The sequence below is a fragment of the Sandarakinorhabdus sp. genome (assembly GCF_051860625.1).
Classification (GTDB): Bacteria; Pseudomonadota; Alphaproteobacteria; order Sphingomonadales; family Sphingomonadaceae; genus Sandarakinorhabdus.
Window position 1 is genome coordinate 198,014 of record NZ_JBHYDQ010000002.1, and the last position, 18,547, is coordinate 216,560.

Consider the following 18,547-nt stretch of genomic DNA (forward strand, 5'->3'; position numbering starts at 1 on the left):
GTGCGGCTGGCAGCACGCGGCGACGGCATCACGGCCGATGGCCGCTTTGTGCCGCTGGCCGCGATCGGCGACAGCGTGGATTTTGCGGTCGATCCGCCGCGCATCATTCCTGGCCCACATCATGCCGATGCCGCGTGCGCGCATTATCCAGCGTGTGGCGGCTGCCAGTTGCAGCATCTGAACGACGGCGCCTACACGGATTTTGTCATGGATCGGCTGCTACGCGTGCTGCCGGCCGGGTTGCCGGCGCAGACGCATCCCGTCGCCCTGTCGCCGCCGCGCAGCCGGCGCCGCGCCAGCCTGAAAGCCCTTAAACGCAATGGTCGGCTGAGCCTGGGCTTTCACAGCGAGGGCACCCATGCGCTGGTCGATATTGCCGATTGCCCACTGCTGGTGCCGGAATTGATGGCGCTGCTGCCGCCGCTGCGGGCCTTGCTTAAGGCGCGTTTGAAGGACGGGCAGGGGGCCGGCATCGCCATGACGTTGTGCGATGATGGCGTTGATCTGCTGCTCGCCAATGTCTCGGCCGAAGGGCTGGCCGCTATCGAGGCGCTGAGCGAGTTCGCGGCGACGCATGATCTGGCGCGGCTGAGCGTGGAAGGGCCGGGCGGCATCGACACGCTGGTGGAACGCCGTGCGCCGACATTGATCATGGGCGGGGTGGCAGTCCCGATGCCGGTGGCGCCATTCCTGCAGGCGACGCGCGAAGGCGAAGCGGCGCTGGTGGCGGCGGTGCTGGCGGCGGTGGGCGATACCGCGCGAGTCGCCGATCTGTTCTGCGGGTTGGGTACCTTTGCGTTGCCGCTGTCGCAGCACGCTGCGGTGCTGGCGGTCGATGCCGCCGGGCCGGCCGTGATGGCGCTGGGCGTCGCGGCGCGCCGCGCCGGCCGCCGGGTGGAGGTGCAGCACCGCGATCTCTTCCGCCGGCCGCTGGCGGGCAAGGAACTGTCGGGATTTGACGCCATTGTGTTCGATCCACCACGGGCCGGCGCCGAAGCACAGGCCCGCGCACTGGCGGCATCTGCGGTGCCGCTGGTGGTCGCCGTCTCGTGCAATCCCAACAGCTTCGGACGTGATGCGAAGATATTGGTGGAGGGCGGCTACACGCTCACCTCGCTATGGCCGGTGGCACAGTTCCGCTGGTCCAGCCATGTCGAACTGGTGGCGCGTTTTGACCGTCAGCCCTGAGTGGTGGCGATCGACAGCGCCAGCAGCACCAGGGCGATCAGGCACAGGCTGGCACCGGCGAACAGTGCAAAACGGATCACAACGCGGTTGACCAGAATCTGCACCATGCTGTGGGCGATGCGCAAGCCGGTGTAGGCCCAGGCCAGATTGACGGCGAGGCTGCCGGCGTCCCCCATGACCGCCAGCGCCAGCGCGGTCGCATAGAAGATGGTCGGCTGTTCCATCAGATGATTGTAATTGTCGGCCACCCAGCTTGCGCGTTCCTCCCCGGCCGCAACCATTTGATCGCGCAGGCCCTTGCCGGTGGAACCGACCAGCTTAGTGCCATCGATGCCGGCGCGGCTCATGGCGGGCAGGCGGGTGGCGTACATCCAGACCCAGACGATCATCGTCCAGCCGGCCAGCACCAGCATCGGCAGCAATATGGCGTTTGCCATGAAAAACCCTCCCCGTGTGTGACGGGGAGGGTTCTTTCGTTTGGGGCGGTTTGTCAAACGGGGAGAGGCAACCCCTCACCCCGCTCGCCTGCGGCGAGTCGTCCTCACCCGCAAGGGGAGAGGGGACCTTGTCAGGCGAACAAGGAAGCCCATTTGCGCTTGGCGCGGGTCTGCCAGTGGCCGCGATGGTAGGCGTCGCTGGCCAGCAGCGGCATGACCGAACCGGCTTCGGCGAACACCATCTGCTCGATGCCGGTGTTGACCTTGCCCCAGCTCGCCGCTTCCTGCAGCGTCGAGGAGGAACAGGCGCCATCGCGCACGTCCGCCACGGTGATCTGCACGGCATATTTGTGCACTTCCACGTCGTGATGGCCCAGGATTTCGGCGCAAACGACCGTATCCTGGATGAAGTTCTTCGGCACGCCGCCGCCGATCATCAAAAGGCCGGTGGTGCCGGCCTTGATCTTGATTTCGGTCAGTTCGCGGAAATCGGCGATGGCATCCAGCATCATGTAGGGCTGGCCGGTCTTGGCGCGATCGACCTGATGCTTGACCAGGCCGAACCCGGCCGAGCTGTCGACGAAGGCCGGGCAGAAGATCGGCACATCATGTTCATAGGCCAGCTTGACCAGGCTGTTGTCCTTCTTGCCATGCTCGGCCAAGTATTTCCCCATCTCGCGGATGAAGGCGCGGCTGGAATAGCCACGCGGTTCCAGCGTGTTGGCGATTTCATAAATGGTGTGATCGGTCTGCTGCAGCGCTTCTTCGTCGATATAGGTATCGTAGATGCGATCGATCAGCAGCGACCGCAGCGTGTCGTCATCCGGCACTTCCAGGGCCTGATAATGTTTGTGGCCCAGGCCTTCGAAGAAATCCATGTCCACGATGCTGGCGCCGGTGGCGACGATGCCGTCCACCATGTTGTTGCGCACCAGTTCGGCATAGAGATCCATGCAGCCGCCGGCGCTGGTCGAACCGGCGATGACCAGGAAGATGGTGCAATCGGGATCGGCCAGCATCTGGTTGTAGATGGCGGTGGCGCGGGCGAGATCGCGCGAGGTGAAGCTCATCTTGGCCATGCCGTCGATGATCGGGCGGGCGTCGAAGCTCTTGATGTCGATATGTTCGACCAGCGTGGACAGAAGTTCGGCCTTGCGCTGGCGCTCGGCCGGCGTGAGCTCGGTGACAACAGCGTTCAATGTATCGGTCATGGATTGCTCCCGGTGTCAGACTATGGCCCGGCATGCCCAAACGGCAATGCCGCCCGCGGCCGGGGGAGTCCGGCGCCGAGCGGGGGAAATCATGCCCCCACTGCGAACAGTGGGGGCATGGGAAATCAGATCGACCGCAGCTGGATAACCTTGTCCGGCGACTCTTCCGTGACACCATAGAGCGTGTCCATCGGCTCGTCGGTCATGAACACCGTTTCGCCGGCGGTGAAGCCATTGAAGCCGGTGCGCATGGCCTGGCCATAGGCGCCCAGCATGCCGATCTCGATATAGTCACCGGCCTTGATATCGGCCGGCAGGGCGAACGGCCCGCGCATGTAATCCATGTCGTCGCAGGTCGGGCCCCAGAAGCTGAAATCGATGTCACGGGCCCGGCTGGCGGTTTCGCGCACCAGCTGCACCGGGAAACGCCAATCGACATGCGCAGCATCGAACAGGGCGCCATAGGCACCGTCGTTGATGTAGAGCACATCTTCCTTGCGGGCTTCGACACGCACCAGCACGGAGGCATATTCTGCGCTCAAGGCCCGGCCCGGCTCGCACCACAATTCAGCCGAATAGGAGATCGGCAGCGATTCAAAGGCGCGGTGGATCACCTCGAAATAGGCTTCCAGCGGGGCTGGCGCCATGCCGGGGTAGATCGACGGGAAGCCGCCGCCGACATCGACAATATCGACGGTGACACCGGCCGCCACGATTGCCGTGCGCACCTGCGCCATGGCATCGCCATAGGCCTGCGGGCTCATCGCCTGGCTGCCGACATGGAAGCAGATGCCGAGCGCATCGGCGACCTGGCGGGCCGCCATCAGCACGGGCGCTGCCTCATCGGCATGCACGCCGAACTTGGACGCCAGGCTGAGCTTGCTGTGCGAAGACGAGACCCGCAGCCGGACGCACAGCGTCAGGTCGGTCGCAGCGACGCCATCCGTGGCGGTGGCCGCCACGATCTTTTCGAGCTCATCGAGCGAATCCAGGCTGAATACCCGCACGCCATGGCGATGATAGGCCTCGGCGATGGCTTCGGGCGCCTTGATCGGATGCATGAACCCAAGCGTGGCGTTGGGCGCCACTTCGCGGACCAGACGCACTTCGGCAATGGAGGCGACGTCATAATGCGTCAGCCCCGCATCCCAGAGGGTGCGGATCAGGTCTGGGGACGGGTTGGCCTTGACCGCATACATCGGTGTACCCGGAAACTTCTCGAGGAAGAATCGGGCAGCACGACGCGCCGCATGCGGGCGGACGAGGGTAACCGGCTGCGTGGGACGCAGGGTGCGCGCTACGTTGAGCGCAGTATGATGCTTGAGCAAGTCAAGGGACCTCCGGGTGGGCAAAGAATGACGATGCTGCGCGCTTGTCGGGATTGTTCCAGTTGGAACAGTCTCGGCCGGTCGCCGGCATTGACACCAAAGCTGCCTTGCGGTGGAAGTCCCATGGGGCAGCGAGGTGCTAGCTATGAGACATGACCCCTCGTGTAAAGAAGATTTTTGTTACAGTGAAAACTGATGTTTTGCCGTGGCCTTTCAAAGGCTTGCGCAATCTGTGACGTTTTTGTGAAAGGGCCATATTTCAATGACTTCGCTTGAATCAAGTCCCGTCGTGCATGCCGATGTGCTGGCTGCGGCAAATCGGCTTGGTGATTGGCCGGTACGCACGCCGCTGCTCAATTTCCCGGCGCTGGACGCGGTTTGCGGCGGCCGGGTGTGGTTGAAGCCGGAGAATCTGCAACACACCGGCAGCTTCAAGTTCCGCGGCGCCATGAACCGCCTGCTGGCGATCCCGCCCGAAGGCCGGCGCGGCGGGGTGGTGGCCTATTCATCGGGCAACCATGCCCAAGGCGTGGCGCGGGCGGCGAAATTGCTCGGGATGCCGGCGCTGATCGTCATGCCGTCCGATGCACCGAAGCTGAAGGTGGAGCGGACCCGCGCCGATGGCGCCGAGGTCGTGTTCTACGACCGGCTGACTGAATCGCGGGAAACCATCGCCGCCCGCCATGCCGAAGTGCGCGGCGCGCTGATCGTGCCGCCGTTTGCCGATCCGCTGATCATTGCGGGCCAGGGCACGGCCGGCCTGGAAGCCGTGCAGGATCTGGCAGCAAAGGGCGAGACGGCCGACCTGGCGCTAACCTGTTGTGGCGGCGGCGGCCTGTCGGGCGGTTTTGCGGCCGGCAGCCAGTTGCCGTTGGTGGTGGTCGAACCGCAAGGCTATGACGATGTCTGCCAATCGCTGGCCGCCGGCCATATCATCCCGGTGGCCAATCCCGGCCCGACCCGCTGCGATGCGCTGCAGACGCTGCGCATGGCCGAGATCACCTTCGCGACGCTGACCCATCATGGCGCGACCGGCGTGGCGGTGAGCGAGGCCGAAGTGGCGCGCGCCGTTGCCTTTGCCTTTCGCGAACTCAAGCTGGTCGTCGAGCCCGGCGGGGCGGTCACGCTGGCTGCATTGCTCGCCGGGCGAGTGGATGTGCGGGGCAAGACCGTGATTGCGATCCTGTCTGGCGGCAACATCGATCCCCAGGTGATGGTGGATTGCCTGACCGAGGCCGGCGCGCTCTGATCCCGACACTCTGACCCCGAAGCTCTGACACTTGCCGCCGCGTCCACAAAGGCGCAGCATTGTCGAAGGGGAGGCTGAACGATGGCAGCAGCGAAGCAAGCCGGCACGACAAAGCGCGCACGGGCCGCTGTACGTCGCGATCTTGCCATCGCTGATCTGCGCCACGCGCTGCTGGCGGGCTGGCAGGATTATCGTGCGCATCCGGGCTTTGGCCTGTTCTTCGGCGGCATTTATGTGGTTTCCGGCTGGCTGCTCACCTGGGTGACGCTGGCGCGCGGTGAGGTGGCGTGGCTGGTGCCGGCGGCCGCTGGCTTTCCGTTGCTGGCGCCGTTCTGCGCGGTCGGGCTCTACGAAGTCAGCCGGCGCCGCGAGGCCGGTCTGCCATTGCGCTGGGGCGCCGTGCTGGGTGCGCTGCGCGGCCGCGGTGATGAGCAGATCCTGTCGATGGGCGTCATCCTGTTCGTCGCCTTCGGCTTCTGGTTGATGATCGCCCATGGCATTTTCGCGGTGTTCCTGGCGCAATCCGGCGTCGGGTCGGAATCCTGGGCGTTGCTGCAGACCAGCGCCGGCCTGATGATGCTGGGTGTGGGCGGCGCAGTCGGCGCACTGATTGCCTTAAGTTTTTACACGATCACGGTGATCAGCCTGCCAATGCTGCTGCATAGCGATGTGGATTTCATGACGGCAATGATTACCAGCGTGCAAGCCGTGTTGGCCAATCGCCGCGTGCTGCTGGCCTGGGCGGTCGTGATCGCCGTCAGCCTGACGCTGGCGTTGCTGCCGGGCTTTCTGGGATTGCTGGTGGTGCTGCCCGTGCTTGGCCACGCCACCTGGCATTTGTACCGCCGAACTGTGCTGTTGGCGTAATCAGGGCGGCATCCGCAGGACGGCGCCGCCCGTCTGGTCTCAATATACCGATCGCACCGCCGCCTCGCGGTCCCAGATGCGGCCGGCGCTGGCGGCATCGATGAAGGCATCGGCTTGGGTATCAAGCCGGACGACGCCTTCATCTTCCTTGACGTTGGCCATCGCCAGCAGGGCAGCACCCGCCTCGTTGTAACCGATCACCTTCAGATGGGCATAGGCATCGTGCACCCAGGCGATGGCTGCGGATTCGCCCAGCAAGGCGGCGCTGCCGTCTTGGCTGGCCAGCACCACGACGGCATCGAACAGCACGGACGGCCCGCCGGCGAGCTGGAAATCAGCCATCAGCCAACTGCCGTCATCCAGCGTCACACCGCCGATGGTCGGGCATATGATCTTGACCTGTGCATCCACATCCGTCGCAACGTCGAACAAGGCGGTCACGGCTTCGGCACTGGCGCCATCGGTGACCAGCGCACCGATCTTGCGGCCCTTCAGCGGCGGCGGATCGCGCGCCAGGATCGACAGGCTTGGGGCGATCTCCAGATCGTCGCGCACTGGCACAGCCGGCACGGCAGCGATGATGTCGCCGCGATGGCCGAGTCCGGCGGCAACCCGTTCGCCCAGTTCCTCGTCGACGGTGACGAGATGCCCCAGCATGGTGGTGCGCACGATATCGGCCTCCACCTTCGACAATTCGAACACCAGCGCAGCGACGATATGATCCTGTTCGGGCACGGTCTGGCTCAGGAAGAATTGCCGGGCCTGGCTGTAATGATCGGCAAAGCTTTCCGGGCGCTCGCGCACCTTGCTGGCGTCGAGCGGGGTCGGGAAGCTGCGGAAACCCTGGTCGTGGCTTTCGCGCGGCCCGGTCGGGTCGAGCAGGCTGGGCGTGTAGGTGACGCGCTGCGGGTGCACGCGCGTCTGCATATGGCCGTCGCGCTGCATGTTGGCGAACGGGCATTTCGGCGTGTTGATCGGGATCTGATGGAAATTGGGGGACCCCAGCCGCTTGAGCTGCGTATCCAGATAGGAAAAATTGCGGCCGTGCAGCAGCGGATCGTCGGAGAAATCGATGCCGGGCACGATATTCTGCGTGCAATAGGCGACCTGTTCGGTCTCATCGAAGACATTGGCCGGATTGCGGTTCAGCACCAGCCGGCCCACGTTGCGCAGCGGGATGATTTCCTCCGGGATCAGCTTGGTCGAATCCAGATGGTCGAAATCCAGCGCGTCGGCTTCCTCCTGGGTAAACAATTGCACGCCCAGCTCCCATTCCGGGAAATCGCCTTCGTTGATGGCATTCCACAGGTCGCGGCGGTGGAAATCGGGATCGGCGCCGTTGATCTTCACGGCTTCGTCCCACACGACCGACTGAATGCCGAGCACCGGCGTCCAGTGGAATTTGACGAAGGTCGACTGGCCTTCGGCATTCACCAGCCGGAAGCTGTGCACGCCAAAGCCCTGCACCATCCGCAAGGAGCGCGGGATGGTGCGATCCGACATCTGCCACATCACCATGTGCATGGCTTCGGGGGTCATGGCGATCCAGTCCCAGAAGGTATCGTGCGCCGATGCCGCCTGCGGGAAGCCGCGATCTGGCTCTTCCTTCACGGCGTGCGCCAGATCGGGGAATTTCATGGCATCCTGGATGAAGAACACCGGGATATTGTTGCCGACCAGATCCCAATTGCCCTGTTTGGTGTAGAATTTCACCGCAAAGCCGCGGACATCGCGGGCCAGATCGGCCGATCCGCGATTGCCGGCCACCGTTGAAAACCGCACGAACACCGGCGTCTGTTCGCCAGCCTCGCCCAGCACCGTGGCCATGGTGAGATCGGCCAGACTGTCGGTCAGCTCGAAATAACCGTGCGCCGCGGTGCCGCGGGCGTGGACGACGCGCTCCGGGATGCGCTCGTGATCGAAATGGAAGATCTTTTCGCGCAGCACCATATCCTCGAGCAGCAGCGCGCCGCGCGGCCCGGCGCGCAGGCTGTTGTGATCGTCGGAAATCGGCATGCCGTGGTTGGTGGTCAGCATGGCCTGGCCGGGCGCTGCAACCTGGTGCAACTCGCCGCCGGGGCCGGTGTGGAGCGTGGGCAGCGCTCTGGCGGCGGCTTTGCCCTGTGCCATGGTCGTCGCCAGCGTATCGGCTGCAGTGTCGGCGGGAATCGTTGCCATGAAGACATCCTCGGGTTGCACAGGGTTTCAAAAGCAACCGGCCGGGCCAAGCGGCGTTCCGCTGTCGGCAAAAGAAAGCCGCCGCCGTGACGTCTTGCAACGATTGTTAGGCATCTGGGGAACGGTCGGCGTGTTGGCTGGTTCAACAGCCATGCCGTCATGGCCGGGCGTGTTCGGCATGACAGGCATCGTGTTGAGGAGACGATGATGAGCAGTCTGCCAGCCGCCTATTTCGATGCCCTGTACGAAGCCGATCCCGATCCCTGGCTGTTCGAGACCAGCGCGTACGAACAGGGCAAATACGCCGCCACGCTGGCGGCGCTGCCCCGGCCGCGCTACCGCCATGCCCTTGAGGTCGGCTGCTCGATCGGGGTGCTGACCGAACGACTGGCGCCGCGTTGTGACCGGCTGCTCGGTATCGATGTGGCGCAGGCGGCGATCGCGCAGGCGCAGGCACGCCTGCAGGATGCGCGGCATGTGCGTTTTGCCGGCCGCGCCTTTCCCGAGATGCAGCAGGAGGTTACCCCCGACGGATTCGACCTGATCCTGTTGTCGGACATGCTTTATTATCTTGATGAGTTGGCGCTGCTGCGGGCTGCCCGGATGACGCGGGCGCTGGCGGCCAGGGGCGCGCATGTCATGCTGGTGCACGGCCTCGGCCCGACGCCGGACTATCCGTTGTCGGGGACGAATGCAGCCCAAGGTTTCATCGCGGCCTTGCGACCGGTGGCGCCGATCCTGCTGCAACTGCGCACCGCCGATTACCGGATCGATGTGCTGCAACTATGACGATCAGGCTGCGGCCGACAGGCTGGACGGCGCGCGAAACCGGGCGGATTGGGCGCGAATTTCGTCGGACAATGGCGCATAGGCGGTGCGGGCAACATCGGCGCCATGGCCATCCAGCAGGCCATTCAGGCAGCGCCGGTCATCCGCCCAGCCCAAGTGGCTGATGATCGGATAGAGGCAGATGCCGCCGATGCTCAGCCCGCGCGCCTTGGCTGTGCGCACTTCATCGCAAACGTAACGCAGCCAATAGGGGCGGAACACCCCTTCGGTGCCGGTCTCAGCGATGTAGAGGGGCTGTGAATATCGCGGCGCTGCTGTTTCCACCAATTGGTGCAACGGCTTGTGCAGCCAGTCCCCCAGAAAGATCGGGCGGCCATGATCGACCCATTGATTGTTGTAATAATAATTCAGCCCGATGATATCGACGGCGGCTTCATGCCCGCCTAGTTCCGGTTCCTTGCGGCCGAGCAGCATGTCGAGCGCCTCGAACTGGCTTTCGGTGTGGCGCGCAGCCTGGGCGATGGCGTCTGGCGTGTCATCGGCTGGAAACACATGGATCAACGGCTCGGCGCAGGCGATACGGGCGCGGGGATCGACGGCACGCAGTTCGGCGCTGGCGGCCAGCATGGCACGCACCAGTTGGCGCTTGAGTTCGCCGCCGCGGCCCGTGGCAAACGGGTTGAGATCGCCGCAGTCACCGCCGGCAAAGGCCCAATAGCTGATCTCGTTGATCGGCGTGAACAGCGGCGGCGTGTCGGTTTCGGACGCGATCACCCGCGCGGCTTCGCGTGCGAACGCAGCGAAGCGGGTGATGAAACGCGGCGAAAACACGTCGACACCGGCCGGCAGACCGTAATGCAGCAGATCCCAGATGATGGTGATCGGCATGTCGCGCGCGGCGCGCAGCATCGGCAGGAAGCTCGACCAGTCATACTGGCCGGGCCGCGGCTCGATCAGATGCCAGCGCAAGCCATCACGGGCAGCAGTCATGCCGTGGGCGGCCAACAGGCGATAATCCTCGGCCGCGCGGACGTCGTGGCCGGTCGCGGCGGCGATATCCAGCCGCCGGCGCGAGCGCAACTGCTGGGCGGCACATTCAAAGCCGCCCATCAGCATGGAGCCAAACAAGGCCTGTTCCGGCATGTGGTTCAGGCAGCCTGGGCTTCGGTGCGCGGTACCGCCGCGTCCAGCTTCAGGAAGCTGGCCAGCGCCTGGCCCACCACCTGATCCATATTATAATAGCGGTAGGTGGCGAGCCGGCCGACGAACCAGGTGTCGGCTTCGGCGCGGGCCAGCGCTTCATACTGCTTGAACAGCGCTTCGTTTTCCGGGCGCGGTATCGGATAATAGGGATCGCCGGTGGCGCTGGGATATTCATAGGTCAGCATCGTGCGCGGATGTTCCTGGCCGGTCAGATGCTTGACCTCGGTAACGCGGGTATAATCCTGATCCTGCGGGAAATTGATGGTCGCCGCCGTCTGCGCGAACTCCACATCCTGGCTGACATGGCAGAATTGCAGGGATCGATAGGGCAGGGGGCCGAAGCGCTGATCGAAATATTCATCGATCGGGCCGGTATAGACCATGCGCGCCGGACGTTCGGCGGCCGGAATGGCCAGGGCATCGACGCCAAGTTGCACCGTGATCAGCGGGTTGGCCAGCATCCGCTCAAACATGGCAGTATAGCCATCGCGCGGCATCTGCTGGAAGCTGTCGGTGAAATAGCGATCATCGTCATTGGTTCGCGTCGGCACGCGGGCGGTCACTGATCGGTCGAGCTCGGACGGATCGAGGCCCCATTGCTTGCGCGTGTAACCGCGGAAGAATTTCTCATAAAGCTCCCGACCGATCTTGCTGACCACGACATCTTCGGAGGTGCGGATATCGGCGACATCCTCGGCACGGGCAGCCAGAAACGCCGCGACACCGGCTTCATCGAGATCGAGCCCGTACAGCCTGTTGATGGTGGTGCGGTTGATCGGGATCGGCACCAGTTGGCCATCGACGCTGGCCAGCACGCGATGTTCGTACGGCCGCCACTCGGTAAAGCGCGAGAGATAATCGGAAATGGCGCTGCTGTTGGTGTGGAAGATGTGCGGGCCATATTGATGGAACAAGATGCCATCGGCATTGCGTCGATCATGCGCATTGCCGGCGATATGGTCGCGCTTGTCGACCACCAGCACGGTTTCGCCGCGCACCGCAGCGATACGTTCGGCCATGACGGCGCCGGCAAAGCCAGCGCCAACGACGATCCAATCATGCATGTGCGATCTCCAGGGCAGGGGTGGTGATCGCGGCGATCTCGCCGCGCATGAAGGCCCAGGTGCTGTCCCACGAACCACTGTCGAGTTGGCGCTGCACGCGCCGCTGCCAGCCGGGATCGGCCGCGGCGAGGATGGCGGCATCGATGGCCAGTGCAAAGCCGTCAGCATCGGCGGCAATGCCAACCAGGCCGAGATCGCCATAGGGGTGCTGCACATCGGTGATGGCGGAGGACACCACGCCCAGCCCGGCGCTGAGAAATTCCGGCGTCTTGGTCGGGCTGATGAAACGGGTGGAATCGTTCAGGGCGAACGGCATGAACCCGCAATCCCAATGCTGCAGATAGGCGGGCAGGTCGGCATAGGCCTTGCCCCCCAACCAGTGCAGATTGGGGCGCTGTGGTCGGCTGGCAGGATCGATCTTCACCACCGGGCCAACCATGATGAACTGCGTGTCGGGGCAGCGGTCGGCAAGTGCGCCAACCAATTCCAGATCCATGCGTTCATCGATCACGCCGAAGAAGCCGACCCGCGGATGCGCAATGTCCACCTGATCGGCGGGGTCGGCCAGCGGTGCCGCCGGGTTGGGTGCGAAATGTTGGCGATCGATGCTGGACGGCACGCCGTGGATATTGTCGTGCAGGTGGCGTTTGGCCTGATAGAGGCTGTGGCCACCGGTGAAGACCACGTCAGCCCGCGCCATCAGCCGGGCTTCAAGCTGACGGATGCGGCTGTCGGCACCGTGGAACAGCGCCAGTTCGTCCATATTGTCATAGACGGTGACGGTCGGCACCAGCGTGTCGCTGAATTCCAGCGCCATGGGCGTGTAATACCAGGCGATATCGGGCATGCGCGTATCGAGCAGATCATTGAGCAACGCGGCCTGCGTTGCGACACGTGTCGCATGGCTGCCACCGGCCGGCAGGATCGGCGTGGCAATGGTGATGCCGCGATCCCGGGCGATCTTCCAGCCGGCGCTGTCTCCGTCTTCCGGTTCCTCAATATAGATCACCTCGTGATCGACCGCTGCGCGGGTCATAAGATGCTGGGGGCGCTGAAACACGAAATTCCAGCGCAGATGCGAAAAGCACAGCAACAAGGGACGACGGGTTTCGCGTGGTTGCTGGAGCTGGGACCCGCCGGCAAAGGGAAGTAGCTTCATGTGCAGCGACCTTTCTGAGGGGCCTGAATTCGGCTTCACTGGTCCAGCGCGGCGAACGGCCGGGCAGATGGCAGTGGGCCAAGGGCGGCCAAGCGGTGATCAGGCCCTTTCTGTCCCGGATTTCGTCCGGACAGCGGCCTGATGTGAACACAAGCAGTGATCTGGGGGATAGTTCCGCTGCAGCAAAGATATGGTGCCGCTTGGGAAATTGCGCTCAAGCGGCGGCACTGTCTTCCGGCAATTGCTGCGCTTCATGGGCTAGGGCCTCATGGGGCAGGCACAGCACGATCCGGCCAGCTTTTGCGCCAACATCGTCGATCCTGGCGCGGGCGCCTTGCTGATTGGCGATGGCAACAACCAGCCGACGGTGCAGCGTCTGCTTTGCACTGTCCGGCAGCAGGCCGGCCATGCTGACATGGATGCACATCACATCATCTTCGTTGTTCATCGCTATGCGGAATTCATTGGGGCGCACGGCCGGATCGGCGCGTTCGCACAGGCACAGGGTTGCCTCGATGATCCAGAGCACCAGCGGGATGGCGCGGTCCACGTCGACAGTGCGCGGCGATAATATGTGGTTCACTTCGACGATGGCCTCGACACCCGTGTGCCTGGCCAACATGTCGGCCAAGGGATCGAGCAATTGCGCCATTGCCACCGTGGTGACTTCGGCATCGGCATAAAGCAGGCCATTGACCATCGCCATGCCGGCAACCCGCAGCCGCGCCTGCTCCAGGGCGCCTCGCGCATCACCCACGGCAATGCCCTCGGCCTGCAGGCTCAGGAAACTGGCGATCACCTGCAGATTGTTGCGCACCCGGTGGTGCAGTTCCCTCGCGACTTCGGTCTGGGCCGCGGCGGCGCCGCGCAGCCTTTGTTCGCGATCGACAATGGTGCTGCGCATGCGCAGCAGGTCGGCCGCCAGATCGCGCACTTCGGCGGGGGCATCGGCAAAGCCCAGTCGCTGTTGCATCTGTGGCCGCTGGCTGTTGCCAATCTGCCGCGCCAGCGCGCCGAGTTGTGACACCCAACTGAGGATGGCGCGATTGGCACCCACCCAGATCGCCATGGACGCCAGCAGCAGTGCCAGCAACGGCACCAGGAAATAGAAGGCCACCGACCACCACTGCGAACCAAAGCGCGGCGGCTGGGCCGCGGCATAGACGATATGAAAACGCTCGCCGCCCTGGTTGCCGACATGCAGTGGCGCGACTGCATAGGCCCAGTCGCTGCCGTCGGCGCTGCGCACCGTGAACACGCCGGTCTCGTTTGGCTGTGTCAGTGCCAGTCGCCGCGCTGGCAGCGGGCGATTGCTGGCCACCGCATTGCCGCGGCCGTCCACCAGCGCCACCGCAATATCGCCGGTCGGATGTTGATCGTGCAGGCGTTGCCGCAGCCAATCGAGATCGATGGAGGCGGTGATGACGCCATCGAATGCCCCCGTCGCGGTTTTCAGCGGCAGCATGGCGCGCAGCACCAGCCGTTCCGAGATCGTACCCCACACCGGTGCCGTCACCAGAAAGCCGCTGCGCTGTAATTGATCCCACAATTGCTTGCTGCTCGTGGCGGCCACACCGATCGCGCCGGGATCGCTGGCGCAGGCCAGTCGGCCATCGGCGGTGGACACCGAAAAATGGCGATAGGCGGGCTGGCTCTGCACGGCCGCGCGCAGGATGGGGCCGCACATATCCTGGTCACGTGCACGCACATTGGGTGCCGCCGCCAGCACCGCCAGGATGGTCTGGGCGCTGGTGATGACATTGCGTTGTGACGCAGCCGTCAGTTGGGCCGCTTCGAGCAGCTTGCGATGTTCGGTATCGCGGTCACGCTGAATACGGGCCAGGCCCTGCCATATGGACAGCGCCATCATCGGCAGCAACGCCACCAACAGGATCGCCAACAGGATACCGCGGATCGAGCTGCGCCGGGTCAACCGATCCAGCAATTGCAGCGACCGGCCTGGATTGCGGGGCGGCGGGGCGGCAGCTGGCGCTTGCAGCATCAGTTTGCCGTGGCGCGCCGTGGTGCAGCCAACGGGGGAGCCGAATGGGGAGACGGGTCGGACGGCGCGTCGTCTGCCGCCGGCGGCAGACGACGTGACGGTCCGCTCAGCTTGGCCACCGTCTTGCCGCTTGCCGGCAGTGCGCGGCCTTGGCCATCCATATACAGGCGCAGCGCGGCGCGGCCGCGGCTGATGCGGCTCTTCACTGTGCCGACAGGTGTCGACATGATGCCGGCGATATCTTCACAGCGCAGGCCCGATTCCATCAGCAGCAGGGCCTCGCGCTGTTCGGCGGGCAGGGTGGCGAGGCCGCGCTGGAGATCCTCCAGATTGAGCCCGGCTTCCTGCGTGGCTGGCGTGACCAGCAGACGCTCGATCACTTCGGTGTCCAGCGTCACGAAGCGCCGCGAGACCTTGGTGGTCGAAAAATAATGATTGCGCAGGATGCGGAACATCCAGCCACGAAAATTGCTGCCCGGCAGATAGGAAGCACGCGCCGCCCAGCTTTTGGTCAAGGCTTCCTGGGTCAGGTCGTCGGCCAGATCGCGATTGTAGCACAGGCTGCGGGCATAAGCCCGCAGCGACGGGATGACCGCAAGCAGATCAGCGCGAAACTGGCGTTCATCCGCAGGGCGCATTGCCGGTCGAATCTGGGATGACTTTGTCATTCTGCATCCCCCGATTTGGGGTCAGGCAGCGGCGGTGGCGCGTCGTCACTGCGGGCAGCATCGATCTGATCCAGCAGGGCCAGAAATGCGTCGGGCACAGGTTCCTTCTCGACATGTTCCCACAATTTGCGCAGGCCCATGCTGATCTGATGATCGCCATCGCGGCCCGTGCGCCGCCGCGCTGATGGGCCTGAAGGTGCGGCGGTAGCTGCGGTGGTTCGAGGCGCTTTGCGCGGCATTGGGCGGTTGTCCATTGGCATGATAGGGTTGCAACGGTTGCGAAACGCGATGGTTCCCGACATGGAACCAACGTCAGTCTATGGCGTTGTCGTGCTGGATAAAATTAGATATGGAGCATGGCGTGGCTGACGGAATTTCGATACGGGCAGATTTCGCCCCTCATCTGCCGCATTTGCGGCGCTATGCACGTGCACTCACCGGATCGCAGCGCAGTGGCGATGCCTATGTGCGCCAGGCCCTCGAAAGCCTGTTGACCGCTCCGGTCAATGACGATCAACTGAGCAGTAAGTCTGCCGTTCTGCCGCCCAAGCTGGCGCTGTTCCGCCTGTTCTGCACCGTTGCGCAGAGCGCCGAAGTGGTCGGGCCCGACGATATGCCGGCCGGCGCCATGCAGGCTTTGCTGTTGATGGAGATCGAAGGCTTCAGCGACAGTGAGATTGCCTTGATCCTCGGCACGACGCCGCACGATGTTGCGGTCAGGGTGAATCGTGCCAAGGCGGCGATTTTCGAAACCATCCGCTCGCGTGTACTGATCATCGAAGATGAACCAATGATCGCCATGCATCTTGAGCAGATTGTCGAGGACATGGGGCATGATGTGTCGGCGATGGCGATGACCCATGCCGATGCGCTGGCGCGGGCCCATGAGGTGCGTCCCGAACTGGTGCTGGCCGATATCCAGTTGGCGGACGGTTCGTCGGGGTTGGAAGCGGCGCAGGAGATCTTGCTCAGTTTCGATGTGCCGGTGGTCTTCATCACGGCCTTTCCGGAACGGCTGCTGACCGGCGAACGCCCGGAGCCGACGTTTCTGGTCACCAAGCCGTTCAAGATCGAGACGGTTATGGCCACGATCGGCCAGGCACTGTTGACGCGCAGTTTCACGACGGTGAATCAGTGATCGCACCACCCGCAGGCCAGATACTGGCCAAGATCGCCATTGCCGATTGCCCGCCGGTGCTGATCACCGGCGGCGCCGGCTATATCGGCAGCCACGCCGCGCTGGCGCTGCTTGATCTGGGCGTACGCGTGATCATCCTCGACGACATGTCCACCGGATCGGCGCTGCTGTTACCGCCCGATGCGCTGTTCGTGCAGGGGCGCGCCGGCAATGGCAGGCTGGTACGGCAACTGATTGCCGATCATGGCATCGGCGCGGTGATGCATTTTGCCGCCAGCATCAGTGTTGCTGAATCCGTTGCGCAGCCCGCCATCTATTATCGCAACAATCTGGTCGAGACGCTGGCCCTGGCCGAAGCCGCCGTGGACGCCGGCGTCAAGGCGCTGGTGTTTTCATCGACTGCGGCAGTCTATGCCGAAAATGATGGCCGGCCGCTGAAGGAGAGCGATCCAATCGGCCCGATCAATCCCTATGGTGCCTCCAAGGCGATGGCCGAAACCATGTTGCGCGATATCGCCGCCGCATCGCCGCAGGCGATGTCGCTGGGTATCTTGCGCTATTTCAACGTGGCAGGCGCCGATCCCCAGGGCCGTTCCGGGCAGAACAGCAAGCATCCGCATCATCTGATCGAGATCGCCACCCAGGTGGTGACCGGGCAACGCCCGCAAATCACGGTGTTCGGCAATGATTACCCAACCGACGATGGCACCGGCGTGCGCGACTATGTGCATGTCAGCGATGTGGCGTCGGCGCATGTCGAGATGTTGCGCGCCTGCCTGGCAGCAAGCGGGCAATCGCATCTGTTCAACCTTGGCTATGGCCATGGGCAGAGCGTGCTCGATGTGCTGGCGGCCGTCGCGCAGGCTAGCAATGGCCGGCCGGTGCCGTACAAGATCGGGTCGCGAAGGGCAGGCGATCCCGCCAATCTGGTGGCCGATGCCCGCGCCGCCGGCGCCTTGGGCTGGCAGCCGGCGCATGATGACATCAACCGGATCGTCGCGCATGCGTTGGCGTGGGAACAGCGCCGGCAGCAGCTTCTGGCGTCTGTCGACTGATTGGCAAGAACCTGTAAAAACGTCGACCGCCGATCCCGAACCCGTAACATGACTGTGTCGGGAGGTTCAGAACCGGCGGTCTTTTTTGCGGAATCAGCTTCTGCGTGCACGACAGCGGAGGGTGCTGATCGGCAGGGCAGGGTCGAAAACCGCTCTGACAACTCCCCGGCAATGGGGGCGCATAATGCCGGGGACGCGCTGCCTCAGTATGGCAGTTCAGCAGGCAACGACGCGGGTTGCCTTGCGACGGCGCAGCGTGACACCCGTCAGGCCGAAACCGATGATCATCATCGCCCACGATGCTGGTTCAGGAATTGCGGCACCGATGGTGCCATCCGCTTCGGAACCTGCGAACGATCCGGCGATATTGGCATTGAAATCATTGCCATAGCCGTTTGCGGCGACTGAGAACGCCGGCGACAGGCCGGTGAAGGCCAGCGAGAAGTTCTTGAATTCGAAATTCGGCACGTTCAGAAATGTCGAGCTGTAGTTGATCGTGCTTGACGGATCAGTGGAGATCAAGCTGGCCGAGCCACCGGTGCTGTCGAAGCTGAAGGTGGCATCGACGAAGTTGGTGGTCAGGAAGTTGGTGGCATTGCCGAACTGGATGCTGCCGGTCCAGCCGCGCTGTTCGAATTGCTGACCCACCGTGGTGACCATGGCAGATGAAGCCGCAGTCATCGACATGACCGTACTGTAAACGCCCGGCGCGCCGTAAGCGAACACGACAAAATTGGCTGGCGCCAGCGTGATATCCAGCGTGTTGCCACTGCCGGTGTTGCCGTATTGTGCTACCTTGTCGGCGCTTTGCTGCGTGAACTGCGCAAATGTCACTGACGATGAATCAACGGCCAGTGCCGGCGATGCCAGCAATGCGGAAGCCGCCGCGGCGCCTGCCAGAAGCTTGTTGATGGTCATGCTACGCTACCTCCACTTTTTTCATTATCCTGAACGGACATGTTCTCGCCCCGGGTAGGGACGTGACAGACATTCCGTGAAGGGATGCAGTGA

18 protein-coding genes are annotated in these 18,547 nt (G+C 63.8%); 7 read left to right on the top strand and 11 right to left on the bottom strand.

The window, feature by feature from the left end:
- Positions 1 to 1,188 carry a class I SAM-dependent RNA methyltransferase gene (locus tag ACTIEZ_RS03470; RefSeq protein WP_439545254.1) on the top strand — a complete coding sequence of 396 codons (1,188 nt, stop codon included), beginning with the start codon at positions 1 to 3 and terminating at the stop codon, positions 1,186 to 1,188.
- Here the strand turns inward: ACTIEZ_RS03470 and ACTIEZ_RS03475 are convergent.
- The 3 genes from ACTIEZ_RS03475 to ACTIEZ_RS03485 form a co-directional block, all read right to left on the bottom strand.
- Positions 1,179 to 1,625, bottom strand: coding sequence for an MAPEG family protein (locus tag ACTIEZ_RS03475; protein WP_439545255.1), 447 nt, complete (start codon positions 1,623 to 1,625; stop codon positions 1,179 to 1,181). The two genes, ACTIEZ_RS03470 and ACTIEZ_RS03475, sit on opposite strands and share 10 nt — an antisense overlap.
- A 131-nt stretch (positions 1,626 to 1,756) precedes the next feature.
- On the bottom strand, positions 1,757 to 2,836 hold the full coding sequence (locus ACTIEZ_RS03480; RefSeq protein ID WP_439545256.1) for a 1,9-bis(guanidino)-5-aza-nonane synthase: 1,080 nt from the start codon (positions 2,834 to 2,836) through the stop codon (positions 1,757 to 1,759).
- A 125-nt stretch (positions 2,837 to 2,961) separates the two neighbouring features.
- Positions 2,962 to 4,164: a type III PLP-dependent enzyme gene (locus ACTIEZ_RS03485; RefSeq protein WP_439545257.1), complete on the bottom strand. Its 1,203-nt coding sequence runs from the start codon at positions 4,162 to 4,164 to the stop codon at positions 2,962 to 2,964.
- Between the two features lie 262 nt (positions 4,165 to 4,426).
- Here ACTIEZ_RS03485 and ACTIEZ_RS03490 point away from each other — a divergent pair, with 262 nt between their 5' ends.
- Positions 4,427 to 5,413 carry a threonine ammonia-lyase gene (locus tag ACTIEZ_RS03490; protein WP_439545258.1) on the top strand — a complete coding sequence of 329 codons (987 nt, stop codon included), beginning with the start codon at positions 4,427 to 4,429 and terminating at the stop codon, positions 5,411 to 5,413.
- Between the two features lie 81 nt (positions 5,414 to 5,494).
- A complete protein-coding gene (locus ACTIEZ_RS03495; protein ID WP_439545259.1) occupies positions 5,495 to 6,280 on the top strand; it encodes a DUF2189 domain-containing protein in 786 nt (261 codons plus the stop codon).
- A 39-nt stretch (positions 6,281 to 6,319) separates the two neighbouring features.
- Here the strand turns inward: ACTIEZ_RS03495 and ACTIEZ_RS03500 are convergent, their stop codons facing one another.
- Positions 6,320 to 8,410 (bottom strand): catalase, encoded by a 2,091-nt coding sequence (locus ACTIEZ_RS03500; protein ID WP_439545367.1) that lies wholly within the window; start codon positions 8,408 to 8,410, stop codon positions 6,320 to 6,322.
- Between the two features lie 46 nt (positions 8,411 to 8,456).
- Between ACTIEZ_RS03500 and ACTIEZ_RS03505 the strand changes: the two genes are divergently transcribed.
- Both ACTIEZ_RS03505 and ACTIEZ_RS03510 read left to right on the top strand, forming a co-directional pair.
- Positions 8,457 to 8,666 carry a hypothetical protein gene (locus tag ACTIEZ_RS03505; protein WP_439545260.1) on the top strand — a complete coding sequence of 70 codons (210 nt, stop codon included), beginning with the start codon at positions 8,457 to 8,459 and terminating at the stop codon, positions 8,664 to 8,666.
- Positions 8,666 to 9,247 carry an SAM-dependent methyltransferase gene (locus tag ACTIEZ_RS03510; protein ID WP_439545261.1) on the top strand — a complete coding sequence of 194 codons (582 nt, stop codon included), beginning with the start codon at positions 8,666 to 8,668 and terminating at the stop codon, positions 9,245 to 9,247. Before ACTIEZ_RS03505 ends, ACTIEZ_RS03510 begins: the two co-directional genes overlap by 1 nt.
- 3 nt (positions 9,248 to 9,250) lie before the next feature.
- Here the strand turns inward: ACTIEZ_RS03510 and ACTIEZ_RS03515 are convergent, their stop codons facing one another.
- The 6 genes from ACTIEZ_RS03515 to ACTIEZ_RS03540 all read right to left on the bottom strand — a co-directional run bounded on the left by ACTIEZ_RS03515 (position 9,251) and on the right by ACTIEZ_RS03540 (position 15,483).
- Positions 9,251 to 10,390, bottom strand: a complete 1,140-nt coding sequence (locus tag ACTIEZ_RS03515; protein WP_439545262.1) for a hypothetical protein — start codon at positions 10,388 to 10,390, stop codon at positions 9,251 to 9,253.
- Positions 10,391 to 10,395: 5 nt separating this feature from the next.
- On the bottom strand, positions 10,396 to 11,514 hold the full coding sequence (glf, locus tag ACTIEZ_RS03520) for a UDP-galactopyranose mutase (RefSeq protein WP_439545263.1): 1,119 nt from the start codon (positions 11,512 to 11,514) through the stop codon (positions 10,396 to 10,398).
- Complete coding sequence (locus ACTIEZ_RS03525) at positions 11,507 to 12,673, bottom strand: hypothetical protein (protein WP_439545264.1); 1,167 nt, start codon at positions 12,671 to 12,673, stop codon at positions 11,507 to 11,509. The genes glf and ACTIEZ_RS03525 overlap by 8 nt, the downstream gene beginning before the upstream one ends.
- 214 nt (positions 12,674 to 12,887) lie before the next feature.
- Positions 12,888 to 14,675 carry a sensor histidine kinase gene (locus tag ACTIEZ_RS03530; RefSeq protein ID WP_439545265.1) on the bottom strand — a complete coding sequence of 596 codons (1,788 nt, stop codon included), beginning with the start codon at positions 14,673 to 14,675 and terminating at the stop codon, positions 12,888 to 12,890.
- Complete coding sequence (locus tag ACTIEZ_RS03535) at positions 14,675 to 15,313, bottom strand: sigma-70 family RNA polymerase sigma factor (RefSeq protein ID WP_439545266.1); 639 nt, start codon at positions 15,311 to 15,313, stop codon at positions 14,675 to 14,677. The genes ACTIEZ_RS03530 and ACTIEZ_RS03535 overlap by 1 nt, the downstream gene beginning before the upstream one ends.
- Positions 15,314 to 15,339: 26 nt before the next feature.
- Positions 15,340 to 15,483, bottom strand: coding sequence for a NepR family anti-sigma factor (locus ACTIEZ_RS03540; RefSeq protein WP_439545267.1), 144 nt, complete (start codon positions 15,481 to 15,483; stop codon positions 15,340 to 15,342).
- A 233-nt stretch (positions 15,484 to 15,716) separates the two neighbouring features.
- On the opposite strand from ACTIEZ_RS03540, the gene ACTIEZ_RS03545 reads away from it, so the two are divergent.
- Complete coding sequence (locus ACTIEZ_RS03545; protein WP_439545368.1) at positions 15,717 to 16,481, top strand: response regulator; 765 nt, start codon at positions 15,717 to 15,719, stop codon at positions 16,479 to 16,481.
- Positions 16,478 to 17,536 carry a UDP-glucose 4-epimerase GalE gene (gene galE / locus ACTIEZ_RS03550; protein ID WP_439545268.1) on the top strand — a complete coding sequence of 353 codons (1,059 nt, stop codon included), beginning with the start codon at positions 16,478 to 16,480 and terminating at the stop codon, positions 17,534 to 17,536. Before ACTIEZ_RS03545 ends, galE begins: the two co-directional genes overlap by 4 nt.
- Before the next feature lie 216 nt (positions 17,537 to 17,752).
- Here the strand turns inward: galE and ACTIEZ_RS03555 are convergent, their stop codons facing one another.
- Positions 17,753 to 18,454: a PEPxxWA-CTERM sorting domain-containing protein gene (locus ACTIEZ_RS03555; protein ID WP_439545269.1), complete on the bottom strand. Its 702-nt coding sequence runs from the start codon at positions 18,452 to 18,454 to the stop codon at positions 17,753 to 17,755.
- Positions 18,455 to 18,547: the final 93 nt, after the last annotated feature.